Raw genomic sequence first — 13,069 nt, 5'->3', positions numbered from 1 at the left:
GTTGTAATGGTCAACCGCCAAATTATCAGGGCAAGGCATGCATCGATGAAACTTAGCGCCAATGTCACCGAACGGATAAGGAATGATATTGTCGAGGGCGTGTTTGATCTTGGAGAACATCTTTCGATCAACAGGCTGGCGGCGCGCTATGAAACCAGTCACATGCCGATACGTGGTGCCCTGCGCGAGTTGGCTGGCGACGGTATCGTCATTTTTGAACCGAACAAGGGTGCCCGCGTGCGGGCACCGGACAAGAATTTTATCGTTGATCTGATGGAGATGCGGGCAAGCATTGAATCCGTTCTGGCCAGACGTGCGGCAGAGCGCGCTGTTCCGGCAGATATCAAAAAACTTGAGGAAATTCAGTCCAGAATGGAAACAGCACTGGATGCTGCGGAATATGATCAAGCGTTGAGTGCAAACCATACGTTTCACAATACCATCAACGAAATCGCCGGAAGTAAAGATGCGGCATCAATCGTTTCACGGAATTGGCTGCTTCTTGCAACGCTTTGGCAAAAATTTGGTTACGACAATGATCGCTTTGTCGGTGTCGTCAATGATCATCGACAGATCATTGCTGCGCTGGCCGCTGCAGACTCTCTCGCTGCGGAAGCCATCATGGCCGCACATGTTCACAAGTCGAAACTGGATCTCATCAAGGTGATGTAGACCATCAAAGCGCTGTGCCACCGAGATACTGCGCGTGTGCCGGCAACGCATACCTCGCGCCGTGGTGCAGATGACCACAAGCTGCGTGTAGCGAGATCCAGCGGGCGCACAAACCCGGTCTTCAGGGCTGCGGAGCTGTGACCGATTATGGCTTGCCGGCAAACTTCTGCGCCAGCGCTTCTGCGCCGTTCAGCAGCACTGCCATATCATTGCCGACAGCCGTGAAGCGTGTTCCGAGATCCATGCAGCGCTGGGCGAATTCGACATTGGGTGTCAGAATGCCGGCCGGCTTTCCGGCAGCGGTGATACGGGCAATTGCGGATTCGACGGCTTCCACGACTTCGGGGTGAAACGGGTCGCCGCGATGGCCAAGGCTGGCGGCCAGATCGGATGGTCCGACAAAGATGCCATCCACGCCATCGACGGCGGCAATCGCTTCAATATGCTCCAGCGCACCTCTGGTTTCGACCTGCACCAGCAAGCACAATTCCTCTTCGGCGCGTTGCAGATAGTTCTCGGCACGGCCAAAGCGGGTGGCACGGGTCATCCCGGCCACTCCGCGCACACCTGCGGGCGGATAACGCATCGCAGACACTGCTGCTCTGGCTTCCTCAGCCGACTGGATCATCGGCAACAGCAATGTCTGAGCGCCGATATCGAGATATTGTTTGATCAACACCGTATCATTCACCGGGGGACGCACAACCAGCGCGCTGGGGCCAGCGCGTCCGACCTGCAACTGCACCATCATGGAGCGGATATCAGTGGGTGAATGTTCGGCATCCAGCAACAACCAGTCAAAGCCGGCAGTGGACAGAATTTCGGTCAGATAGGGGTCCGGCATAGTGCACCATAGGCCGATTTGTTGGCGGCCTTCGCGCAGCGCCTTTTTAAAGGTATTCTTCGGCATTTCCATCGTCATCCCCTCCCCTCAATCAGGTGTCGCATCATGTCATCCTCTTCCCCGGTCAGATCGATCAAAGGGCTTCGTACATGGCCCGCTGCAAAGCCGCGAATGCGAACACCCGCCTTGATGGCAGATACCTCATATCCGGTCTTGCGATCTCGAATGGCGGTGAAGGGATAATAAAATTCGGTCAGAAGCTTGTTGCAGGTGGCATCATCGCCAGCGACAAAGGCCTTGTGAAAGCTCAGTGCCGTTTCGGGAACGAAATTGAACACAGCCGAGGAATAGGTTGCCATTCCGGCCCCGCGATAGGCCTGAGCAAATAATTCATGGGTCGGCATACCGCCGATATAGGCCAGACGATCACCCATTTTCAGGGTCACACGGCGCACCGTGTTGATGTCGCCCGTGCCGTCCTTGAAGCCGATCAGGTTGGGGCATTCATCGCACAGCTGCTGCAGAGTTTCGACCGACACACGGCTTGCCCCCCGGTTATAGACAATGACCGCCATTTTTGTGGATTTGCAGACCGCGCGTATCCGCGCCTCGATGCCATCCTGGGGTGCTCCGATGAGGTAGTGCGGCAATAGAAGGATACCGTCTCCCCCTGCCGCTTCAATTCCCTGCGCCAGTTCACATGCCATTTTGGTGCCATAACCACAGCCCGAGATGATCGGTGCATCGCCGCAAACAGATTTGGCGGTTCGCACGATTTGCACAATTTCGGCGGGGGTCAGCGAGAACATCTCGCCTGTCCCGCCGGCGACAATCAAGCCGGCTACGGGATAGCCGGACAACCACTCCAGATGTGATCTGAAGGCGGCAAGGTCAACATTGTCATCGGCATCAAACGGGGTCACCGGAAACGACAGCAAACCGGTACGGATGATGGATTTCAGCTCATCTGGAGCGATCATTTCAAGTCCAACTCATAGTTTGGGAACGCCAGAAATCAGGCAATATCCTGCGGTAAAACATCGTGTGGAATATTCTGATAACTGACAGGGCGCAGGAAACGGCGGATAGCCATGGTGCCCACTGACGTGGCACCAAAATTGGTGGAAGCTGGGTAAGGCCCGCCATGCACCATGGCATCGCAGACTTCGACACCCGTCGGAAAGCTGTTGGCCAGCACCCGGCCAGCCTTGCGTTCCAGGACCGGCATCAGACGCCGCGCAAGATCGGTATCACCTTTGTCCATATGCAAGGTGCAGGTCAGCTGCCCGACCAGGCTTTTTGCAATCGTCAGCATTTCGTTCCCGTCAGCCACACGCACAATCAGACCAAGCGGGCCGAAGACCTCTTCACCCAGAGTGTGGTTTGCAAGCCAGTTTTCTCCAGTTGTCTCAAACAGGTAAGGCGTGGCGTTGCGCAGATCGCAGACACTGGTGAGAACGTCCTGCACCCCTGCTGACTGGGCAATTGTATCGCGGCCGGCGCGATAGGCCTCAGCCATCCCGTCCGTCAGCATCACCTGCGGCCCGACCTTTGCCAGCGCTTCTTTGGCAGCCTCAACATAGGTGTCCGCTGCAGGTCCATCGACAATCACACTGATGCCGGGATTGGTACAGAACTGTCCCGCACCCATCGACAGCGAGCCAGCCCAGCCGGTGCCGATTTCGGCGCCTCGCGCGGTCACCGCATCGGGCAGAAGGAACATTGGATTGACCGATCCGAGCTCGCCGAAAAACGGTATTGGCTCTGGCCGTGCGGCGCACAGGTCGAACAAAGCGCGCCCTCCGGCCAGACTGCCGGTGAAACCGACGGCCCTGATCAGCGGGTGCTGCACCAGCGCGGTGCCGACGTCGCGCCGTCCACCCTGGATCAGGCTGAAGACGCCGGGATGCAGATCAAGTGCCGTGATCGCGGCGTCGATTGCCTCAGCGACGATTTCGCTGGTGCCGGGATGGGCGGAATGGCCCTTCACAACAACCGGGCATCCTGCAGCAAGTGCGGCGGCGGTATCACCGCCGGCAGTGGAAAATGCGAGCGGGAAATTCGATGCACCGAACACAGCGACGGGACCTATCGGACGCTGCATCAGGCGGATCTCGGGGCGCGGCAATGGCTGACGATCCGGCAGCGCGGCATCGGTGCGGCGATCAAGATAGTCGCCCGCTTCGATATGGCTGGCAAACAGCCGCAACTGGGCGGTGGTGCGTCCGCGCTCGCCCTGAAGGCGCGCCTCGGGCAAGCCGGTCTCCTGGGTGCCGATCTGGGTAATGGCGTCTGCACGAAGGTCTATTTCGTCGGCAATGCGGTTGAGGAAAACCGCGCGCTCACTGCGCGTGGAATAACCATAGGACCAGAAAGCATCTTCGGCGGCGCTACAGGCGGCATCAACGTGGCTCAGAGTGCCAACAGAAAAATTATGCGCCGGACCATGCGCAGGCGAGGATGAAAACTGCTCCGTCCCTGAAACCCATTCGCCTGCGATCAGGTGTTTGCCGTGCGGTTCAAATGTCATTATTTACTCCCGTGGCGCTCGGCCAGTTGATTGGTCGCCGTGGCGGTCCCGCGCTTGCAGGTTTCGCGGTCCGGCGTTGCGTGGTGTCAGCGGCCTTTTGCGGCGCGCCATTGTGCGAATAATTCCAGGTTCTTGTCCTCGGTCGCCGGGTAGAGCCCGATGATGGTCGCACCTTCCAGCACCTGCTCGGAAACAAAGTCCTCATAGACCGTCATCTCGACTGCCTCGTCAGCGACTTCGTCAACAATATGCGCCGGGATCACAATGATGCTGTCATCATCGCCCACAAGCGTATCACCTGGAAACACGGCGACGTCGCCGCAGCCGATCGGACCATTAATCTCGATCGCCTCATGCAGTGTCAGATTGGTCGGACTGGACGGGCGTGAATGATAGGCCGGCATGTCCAGTGCGCCGATAACCATGCTGTCGCGGAACCCGCCATCAGTGACGACACCAGCACACCCACGCACCATCAGCCGGGTGATCAGGATGTCCCCTGACGAGGCCGCACGAGCATCCTTGCGACAATCCATGACCAGCACAGACCCCGGGGGGCATTGTTCAACCGCCTGACGCTGCTTGTGCATCGGATTGCGGAACTCGGCCAGTGTGTTGCGATCTTCGCGGGCGGGCATATAGCGAAGGGTAAAGGCCGGTCCGACCATATTGTGACCTTTGCGAGCCACCGGGCGCACATCCTGGATCACCTGATTTCGCAGACCCCTTTTATAGAGCGCCGTTGCAAGCGTCGCGACCGATACGTGCATCAGCTTTTGTTTGGTCTCGGCAGACAGATTTACAGCCATTTCGGTCCTCATTATTTTTCGGATATCAGGATCTGGATTTTTCTGATGTCAGGATCCGGGTCAATTTATTTCAGGCTCAGGCACGGGACGGCCGAACTTTGAGGTGAGAAAATCGAAATCGCAGCCCTTGTCGGCTTGTTCCACATGCCTGGAGAACACATAGCCATAGCCGCGTTCATAACGTGGTTCCGGGGCAACCCAGGCAGCGCGCCGCCGCGCAAGTTCGTCATCAGGCACGCGCATATTCAGACTTCGAGCCGGAATATCCAGATCGATGATGTCGCCGGTCTGCAAAAGGGCCAACGGCCCGCCAACAAAGGACTCGGGCGCCACATGCAGCACACAGGCTCCGTAAGAGGTTCCAGACATGCGCGCATCGCTTAATCTGACCATGTCGCGGTGGCCATCCTTGAGGAGCGCCTTGGGCATCGGGATCATGCCCCATTCCGGCATACCCGGCCCGCCCTGCGGTCCCGCATTGCGCAGAACCAGCACAGTGTCCGGTGTCATGGGATAATCCGCATCATCTATGATGGCTTTCATGTCGGCGTAACTGTCAGCCACCAGGGCAGGACCGGAATGGCGGTAGAACTTCGCGTCGCAGGCAGCGGGCTTGATAACCGCACCATCAGGGGCAAGATTTCCCCTCAACACCGCAAGCGAGCCTTCGTGGTAAACCGGGTTTGACAGCGGCCGGATGACATCGTCATTGTAGACGCTAACCTCGTCCAATCCCTCACCAATCGGCTGGCCCGAAACGGTAATTGCCGAGCCGTCCAGTCGATCACCAAGTTGCTTCATCAGGGCGCGCAATCCTCCGGCATAATAGAAATCTTCCATCAGATAACCCTTGCCGGAAGGGCGCACATTGGCCAGCACAGGCGTCGTGCGGCCTGTCTGATCCAGATCATCCAGATCAAGCGGCACATTGGCGCGGCGCGCCATAGCAATCAGATGGATGATCGCATTGGTCGAGCATCCCGTAGCCATGGCAACGGTGGCCGCATTAGCGACAGCGGCCGGTGTGATGATTTTGTCGGGCGTCAGATCTTCCCAAACCATTTCGACCAGCCGACGGCCGCAGGCTGCCGACATTCTCTGGTGGTTGGCATCAGCCGCCGGGATCGACGATGCCCCAGGCAGGCTCAGCCCCATGGCTTCGGCAATGGCGGTCATGGTGCTTGCCGTGCCCATGGTCATGCAATGACCGTAGGACCGGGCAATTCCGCTTTCCACCCCGTTCCATTGCTCCTCGGACACCGTGCCGGCCCGGCGCTCATCCCAGTACTTCCACATATCGGTTCCGGACCCCAGTGTCTGGCCGGCATAATTGCCACGCAGCATGGGGCCTGCTGGCAGAAAAATAAACGGCAGTCCCATGGATGTGGCGCCCATAATCAGCGCCGGTGTGGTTTTGTCACAGCCACCCATCAAGACGACGCCATCGACCGGATGTGATCGCAGCTGTTCTTCGGTCTCCATCGCCAGGAGGTTGCGATACAACATGGTGGAGGGTTTCATGAATGTCTCTGAAAGCGACAATGCGGGCAGTTCCATCGGGAAGCCACCAGCCTGCAGAATACCGCGTTTCACCCATTCCGCCCTGTCGCGGAAATGCATGTGGCAGGGCTGCGCTTCGGACCAGGTGTTGATGATTGCGATGACAGGCTTGCCTTCCCAATCCTCGGGACCATAGCCCATTTGCATGGCCCTGCTGCGATGACCGACCGAGCGCAAATCCTCAGGCGCGAACCAACGCGCAGACCGTAAGCTTTGATAGGTTTTCCGTGTCATGGTGTTTTTCCGAAGGGGTCGCAATATTTCGTGATAAGTTGGTCTTGTGTTTCAACCGCACAATGCACTAATATATTAGTGCTTTAGTAAAGACAACAAAAAACCGGTCTGACATTGATTTGTTTTGGATGATTGCGGTATGGGGCAGACAAAAGGAATTGGCATGAATTTCCCGACCTTGGATATGCAGACCTTGCCCTATACGGCGTCAGCCGGGGGGTCGGCTGCATCCCGGATTTATCTGGACCTTCGGCAGAGGATCATTGATCTCCATCTGCCGCCGGATACGACACTTTCACGCGCTGACCTGACTGACCGGTACAAGGTCAGTCAGACGCCCGTGCGCGAAGCATTGCAGCGGCTGGAACAGGACGGGCTGGTCAAGATTTTTCCCCAGTCGCGCACCGTTGTGACGCGCATTGATGAACCTCAGATGTTCGAGGCCTATTTTCTGCGGGTCGCCGTTGAAACCGAAGTTGTTCGCCGTCTTGCCAATCAATGTGATCCATCGGTGCTGTCAAAGGCAAAGTCGTTGCTGCGCATGAAGCATACCATCGTGCACGATGCGGAGCAGATCGACATGTTCTATGATTTTGACGAGGCCTTCCACAAGACGCTTTTCGACGGCGTTGGACAAAGTGGACTTCACCAATTGCTGCAGTCCAAATCAGGCCATCTGGGCCGCATCCGACGGCTTGGCCCACCGCCTGAGGGGAAATTCGAGCTTATCCTCGAGGGGCATGCCAACATTATTGCAGGGATTGAGTCCGGCGATGAAAATCAGGCGATTGCGGCCATCAGAGATCATCTGAAAGACACAGTATCAATCTCACGCGTCGAAGCACTTCGCCGTCAGTTTCCAGACTATTTCAACGACGCCTGAATTGTTTGTAGCGCGACCTGATCAGTCAGTGACCGGGTGCCTGTTGTAGCGGATCGACGAATAGAGCGATGCGGCAATCAACCCGGCCCCCAACGCTCCGGTTACAAACTCCGAAATGTCAAATAATGATTGGGCGAACATGATGATTGATAGCGCCAGAATCGAATAAAACGCCCCGTGCTCGAGATAACGGAATTGTGCCAGTGTTTTCCGTTCCACCAGCATGATGGTCATGGAGCGAACATACATCGCACCGATCCCCAATCCGATGGCGACCAGAAACAGGTTCTGCGTCAAGGCAAAGGCGCCAATCACCCCGTCAAAACTGAAACTGGCATCAAGCACCTCAAGATACATGAATGCGCCCAACCCGCCGACGCGCGCCGTAGCGCGGACTTCCTGCGAGGCGTCGAGCACATGGCCCAGCAGATCAACTGCCGTAAATGTCAGCAATCCCAACAGAGCAGAGAACAGGAAAGTTATCGCCTCGTCCTGCGGCAGGGAACTGGCGAAAACCATCACCAGAATGAGAACGAAGCCGACCTGCAGCCCGCGCAACGAAGCGCATCTGCGCAATCGGCATTCCAGCGCGCAAAACCAGTCCACTTCCTTACTGTCATCAATGAAATAGGTCAGCCCGACCATCATCAGGAATGTCCCGCCGAAAGCCGAAATCGACAAATGTGCTTCGCCTATCAGACGGGCGTATTCAGTTGGGTCCGTGGCGGCTAGATGGATGGCAGCAAATGGCCCGATGCGGGCCGCAATCGCGACAATGGCGAGCGGAAACACAATACGCATCCCAAACACCGCGATCAGGATACCCCAGGTTAAAAACCGTTTCTGCCAAAGCGGCGACATGTCCTTCAGTTTGTTCGCATTGACGATGGCGTTGTCGAAACTGAGAGATATTTCCAGCACTGCCAGGATAGCGCCAATCAGAAAAAATGTCATGGCGCCGGAACCCGTTCCAGTGGCTTGCCATCCCAGCCAGAAAGCCAGCGCAAGTCCCAGAGCCGTTACCAGAAACGGCCAGCGAAAAAACCAAAGTGTCGTCGCCATGTAGCTTCCTCTGTGAGCTTTTCAGTTAACCGGAGTCAGCACGGGCTGACCTTGGAAAAAGGCTGCCAGATTATCGACAACCAATTGCGCCATGGCACCGCGGGTTTCAAACGTACCCGATGCATGGTGTGGATAAAGGACGGTGTTTTCCAGCTGGCGAAATTCCGGGTCGATGTCGGGCTCGTTGCAGTAGACATCCAGTCCGGCCGAACCCAGATCGCCAGAGCGTAGCGCCGCGATCATCGCCTTTTCATCGACGACGCTGCCGCGCGCAATATTGATCAAGGTAGCCTGTGGCCCGAGTGCGGAAATGATGTCGGCTCCGATAAGCCCGCGCGTCTGCGGACCGCCCGAGGTGGCGACCACCAGAATATCCGCCCAGCGGGCCAGACTTTTAAGATCAGGTTCGAAGCTGTAGGCAATTTCAGGCTTTGCGGTTCTGCCGGTATAGGCAATCTCGCAACCCATTGGTTCCGCACGTGCAGCGATCGCCTGCCCGATCCGCCCAAGCCCGACAATTCCAAGCCGTTTGCCGCGCATTGCTGACAACAATGGATATGGACCGTTGCGCCCCCAGTCGCCGCTGCGCACATAGCGGTCGGCCAGCACCAGTTGACGACGCGCTGCCAGCAGCAGCATGATGGCTGTGTCGGCTACGTCATCGGTCAGGACATCGGGCGTGTTTGTCACCACAATGCCGCGTTCAGTACATGCAGCAATGTCGATTGTATCATAGCCGACACCCGATGAAGCCACGATCTTGAGATTGGGCAGTTGCCGGATCAGCTCTGCATCCAACCCCTTGCCACCGGTTGTGACAACCGCTGTGATCTGATCTGAAACCCTGGCCAGCAAGGCCCCAGGATCGGAGGCAAGATCAAGCCGGTGCAGGGTATAGGCCGCATACAGCATGGCCATTTGTTCCGGCCGGTTCGGCCAGATAACCAATATGTCAGGCTTCATGGCTGCATTGCCTCCAGTTCAAGACGGGCAGCGCGGCGTTTTGCCTGGACGGCCGGGTCGGGGTCCAGGCTGGCGGCCAGCAAGGCGCGTGTGTAGTGATCGCGCGGGGTCTCAAATATCTCGCGCACCGTGCCCTCTTCGACAATCCGCCCTTCTTGCATAACCACAACCCGATCGGCAAAATCCCGTACCACTGGCAGGTCATGAGCGATGAAGATGTAGGACAGCCCCAGATCGCGGCGCAAACCGTCAAGCAGATCAATCACCTGGGCCTGAATGGAGACATCCAGCGCCGACACTGCTTCGTCAAACACTACCAGTTTGGGTTCCAGCGCCAGCACCCGTGCAATGGCGATGCGTTGCCGTTGACCGCCGGAAAACTGGTGCGGATAGCGCCGCGCGTGTTCGGCCGACAGGCCGACGAGTTGCAGAAGTTCGCTCACACGGTCCCGCCATTTCGGCTTCGGCAGAATCTCGGGATGGATGGCCCAGGCCTCGGAAATCAGCTGATAGACCGACATGCGCGGATTAAGTGACTGCGTGGGATCCTGAAATACCATCTGGATTTCGCGGCGAACCCCAAAAAGCTCCGCCGGCGACATCTTGAACAAATCGCGGCCTTTGTAGAAGGCTGCACCGCCTGTCGGTTCTTCCAGCCGCAAAAGGGTTTTCGCCAGTGTGGATTTGCCAGATCCACTTTCCCCGACAATCGCGACAATCTCGCCCGGCATGACGTTCAGGCTTGCGGCCTTGAGCGCCTCGAATTTCCCGAAGGTCTTGGAGACGTTCTCCAGTCTCAACAACGGCTCGCCGAGCGCTGCAACGGGTTCGGCCATCTGTCCACGCCCCGGTGCCGAAGCGATCAGGCGCTTGGTATAAGGATGCTGCGGATTGGCATAGACATCCGCGGCCCGGCCAGTTTCGACGATCTCTCCGGCATTCATGACAACAACGTTGTCAGCGACCTCGGCGACGACGCCCAGATCATGGGTTATCAACAGCAATCCCATGCCGGTTTCGGCCTGCAATTCCTTCAGCAGTGCCAGAATCTGTGCCTGGACCGTGACATCAAGTGCGGTGGTCGGCTCATCGGCAATCAGGATATCGGGTTTCAATGCCAGAGCCATGGCAATCATCAGACGCTGACGCTGGCCACCGGAAAACTGATGCGGATAGGCCTTCATTCTGGTTTCCGGGTCGGGGATCCCGACACGCTTCAACAATTCGATGGCGCGTTGCCTGGCCCGATCAGACGGCATGCCGTGGGTGGTCATCATCTCTATGATCTGCCAGCCGACACTGTATACCGGATTGAGATGGGCCAGCGGGTCCTGAAAGATCATGGCGATCTTGGCGCCGTTGATGGCGCGCCGCTCTTCGCCGGCCATCTGCAGCAGGCTGCGGCCCCGGTACAGAACCTCGCCGCTGGTAATTTCGCCAGGTGGCATGTCGATCAGGTTCATCACCGCTGACGCCGAGACCGACTTGCCCGATCCGCTTTCGCCGAGGATGACCAGTGTTTCGGCGGGATCGAGGTGAAAACTGACACCCTGAACCGCTTTCACCTGGCCCTGCAATGTATGGAACTCAACCGACAGGTTGCGAACTTCCAGCAGATGCGCGCTCATTGTTTTTTGCCTCTTATTTCCAGACGCCAGCGCTGCACCGGGTCAAGCGCAACACGCATCCAGTTTGAAACAAGGTTCAGGCTGAGCGTGGTCAGGATGATCGCAAGGCCGGGCCAGAAAGACAGCCACCAGGCATTTGTCAGATAGGGTCTGCCCTGCGCGACCATAAGTCCCCAGGTGATCTCGGGTGGCTGAATGCCAATGCCCAGAAACGAAAGTGCACTTTCAGCCAGCATCACAAAGGCGAAATCCAATGTCGCAATGGTCAGCAGCGTCGGTAACACCATCGGCAGAATGTGACGAAATATGATCCGTTTATCTGACGCACCCATGACGCGAGCGGCCTGAACGAACATCCGTTCGCGTATTTCCAACACTTCGGCACGGGTGGTCCGCAGATAAATGGGAATTCTGGTGATTGCCAGAACGATGATGATGTTGCTGACCGACGGAGACAGCATATAAAGCACAATCACTGCCAGCAGCAACGAGGGGAACGACATGATGACATCGGCAAACCGCAGGATGATCTGGCTTGCCCTTGTCTTGGTGTAACCGGCAATCAGGCCAAGGGTACTGCCAACAACCATCGAGATGAGCACTGCGCCGGTTGCCACCATGATAGTGTTGCTCGCGGCAACAATGATGCGCGGCAATAATGGCCGGCCCAGAGCATCGCCGCCCAGTACAAACAGCCACCCTTTGGCCAGATCAAAAGGCAGGGAATTGCGCCCGCGCAAATTTTGTTTGGTTGCCGCTGCATCCAGCAGCGATGGCCCAAAGATGGCGCAGAGCGCTATAATGATCAGGAAGATCACAGCCACCAGTGCAATTTTGTCATGCCACAGCATGCGCAGCATCTGGGCAAAGACATTCGGGGCTTTATTGAGTGATGCGTCAGGAGCCTGGTCGGTACCGGTCATGCGTTTCCCTTAATACCGAATGCGAGGATCAAGCACCGAATAGGCAATGTCGATCAGAAGGTTCATGAGAAAAATAGCCATGGCTGACACCATGATTGCCGCCAGCACAACGGTAAAATCACGCTGCAGAATGGAGTCAATCATCAGCTTGCCAACGCCGGGGAAGCCAAAGATCGTTTCGACCACCACAGCGCCATTCAGCATTCCTGCAGACAGATCGCCGATCACGGTGATCACCGGAAGCAAAGCATTGCGCAGCGCGTGGACAAAAATAATCGGGCGGGTCCGCACGCCCTTGGCGCGGGCGGTCTTAACATAGGGCGAGGACAATGCCGTCATCATCGAGCCACGAACGACCTGCAGAACCAGGCCGAAGGGACGAATGAAAAGAACCGAGACCGGCATGATCCAGTGCCAGATTGTTCCGGTTCCCGAGGTCGGCAACCAGCCCAGATTTACGGAAAACAGAACGATGGCGACGATGGCAATCCAAAAGTCCGGCGCGCTGGCACCGATCAGCGACAGAAAAGTGGCGACACGATCAAACACGCCACCGGCATAGAATGCGGCCAGAGAGCCCATGATGATGGCAGCGACTGTAACGAGGAAAATAGTGGTCAACGCCAATATCAGCGTCCATTGAAAGGCCTGAAGAACCACCTCAAGGGCGGGTCGTGCCTTGCGAATTGAATCGCCGAAATCAAGGTTCAGAACATTCCAGACATACTCGCCGAACTGAACCAGTATCGGGTCATTCAGGCCGTGCAGTTCGCGGAACCGTTCACGGCTGTCCAGCGAAGCGTCGAGTGGCAGAAACAGCGCAGTCGGATCACCGGTGAGCCGGGACAGAAAGAAAACCAGGACGATGAGGCCAACGAGCGAAAGTGCGCTTGCAAAGGCTCGTTTTCCAATGAAATGCCGCATGTCCAACCTTCCCGCAGGCGCACGTTAAGTCAAGGGG

At 57.1% G+C, this 13,069-nt stretch carries 12 protein-coding genes; 2 read left to right on the top strand and 10 right to left on the bottom strand.

Features of this window, described 5'->3' with window-relative positions; genetic code table 11:
* Nucleotides 1-45 precede the first annotated feature (45 nt).
* The gene (locus RAL88_RS16685) at nucleotides 46-672 is read left to right on the top strand and encodes a GntR family transcriptional regulator (protein ID WP_306264979.1); all 627 of its coding nucleotides are present in this window, start codon (nucleotides 46-48) and stop codon (nucleotides 670-672) included.
* Between the two features lie 145 nt (nucleotides 673-817).
* On the opposite strand, the gene RAL88_RS16680 is transcribed toward RAL88_RS16685, so the two are convergent.
* The 5 genes from RAL88_RS16680 to araD form a co-directional block, all read right to left on the bottom strand.
* Nucleotides 818-1,588, bottom strand: a complete 771-nt coding sequence (locus tag RAL88_RS16680) for an aldolase/citrate lyase family protein (RefSeq protein WP_306264978.1) — start codon at nucleotides 1,586-1,588, stop codon at nucleotides 818-820.
* A 2-nt stretch (nucleotides 1,589-1,590) separates the two neighbouring features.
* A complete protein-coding gene (locus tag RAL88_RS16675; protein ID WP_306264977.1) occupies nucleotides 1,591-2,496 on the bottom strand; it encodes a 5-dehydro-4-deoxyglucarate dehydratase in 906 nt (301 codons plus the stop codon).
* A 35-nt stretch (nucleotides 2,497-2,531) separates the two neighbouring features.
* A complete protein-coding gene (locus tag RAL88_RS16670; protein ID WP_306264976.1) occupies nucleotides 2,532-4,046 on the bottom strand; it encodes an aldehyde dehydrogenase (NADP(+)) in 1,515 nt (504 codons plus the stop codon).
* An 86-nt stretch (nucleotides 4,047-4,132) separates the two neighbouring features.
* Nucleotides 4,133-4,855: a ribonuclease activity regulator RraA gene (locus RAL88_RS16665; protein WP_371932107.1), complete on the bottom strand. Its 723-nt coding sequence runs from the start codon at nucleotides 4,853-4,855 to the stop codon at nucleotides 4,133-4,135.
* Between the two features lie 60 nt (nucleotides 4,856-4,915).
* Entirely contained in the window at nucleotides 4,916-6,649 is a 1,734-nt protein-coding gene (gene araD, locus RAL88_RS16660) for an L-arabinonate dehydratase (RefSeq protein WP_306264975.1), read from the bottom strand.
* A 163-nt stretch (nucleotides 6,650-6,812) separates the two neighbouring features.
* On the opposite strand from araD, the gene RAL88_RS16655 reads away from it, so the two are divergent.
* Nucleotides 6,813-7,532, top strand: a complete 720-nt coding sequence (locus RAL88_RS16655) for a GntR family transcriptional regulator (protein ID WP_306264974.1) — start codon at nucleotides 6,813-6,815, stop codon at nucleotides 7,530-7,532.
* 21 nt (nucleotides 7,533-7,553) lie between these two features.
* Here RAL88_RS16655 and RAL88_RS16650 read toward each other — a convergent pair whose 3' ends face one another.
* The 5 genes from RAL88_RS16650 to RAL88_RS16630 all read right to left on the bottom strand — a co-directional run bounded on the left by RAL88_RS16650 (nucleotide 7,554) and on the right by RAL88_RS16630 (nucleotide 13,032).
* On the bottom strand, nucleotides 7,554-8,594 hold the full coding sequence (locus tag RAL88_RS16650) for a DUF475 domain-containing protein (RefSeq protein ID WP_306264973.1): 1,041 nt from the start codon (nucleotides 8,592-8,594) through the stop codon (nucleotides 7,554-7,556).
* A gap of 21 nt (nucleotides 8,595-8,615) precedes the next feature.
* Nucleotides 8,616-9,557 (bottom strand): 2-hydroxyacid dehydrogenase, encoded by a 942-nt coding sequence (locus RAL88_RS16645; protein ID WP_306264972.1) that lies wholly within the window; start codon nucleotides 9,555-9,557, stop codon nucleotides 8,616-8,618.
* Nucleotides 9,554-11,185, bottom strand: coding sequence for an ABC transporter ATP-binding protein (locus RAL88_RS16640; protein WP_306264971.1), 1,632 nt, complete (start codon nucleotides 11,183-11,185; stop codon nucleotides 9,554-9,556). The genes RAL88_RS16645 and RAL88_RS16640 overlap by 4 nt, the downstream gene beginning before the upstream one ends.
* Nucleotides 11,182-12,045 carry an ABC transporter permease gene (locus RAL88_RS16635; RefSeq protein WP_371932188.1) on the bottom strand — a complete coding sequence of 288 codons (864 nt, stop codon included), beginning with the start codon at nucleotides 12,043-12,045 and terminating at the stop codon, nucleotides 11,182-11,184. Before RAL88_RS16635 ends, RAL88_RS16640 begins: the two co-directional genes overlap by 4 nt.
* Before the next feature lie 72 nt (nucleotides 12,046-12,117).
* Nucleotides 12,118-13,032 carry an ABC transporter permease gene (locus RAL88_RS16630; protein WP_306264969.1) on the bottom strand — a complete coding sequence of 305 codons (915 nt, stop codon included), beginning with the start codon at nucleotides 13,030-13,032 and terminating at the stop codon, nucleotides 12,118-12,120.
* Between the last annotated feature and the right edge of the window lie 37 nt (nucleotides 13,033-13,069).

The organism is Pararhizobium sp. IMCC3301 (assembly GCF_030758315.1).
GTDB lineage: Bacteria > Pseudomonadota > Alphaproteobacteria > Rhizobiales.
This window is presented reverse-complemented; position numbering and strand designations above follow the sequence as displayed.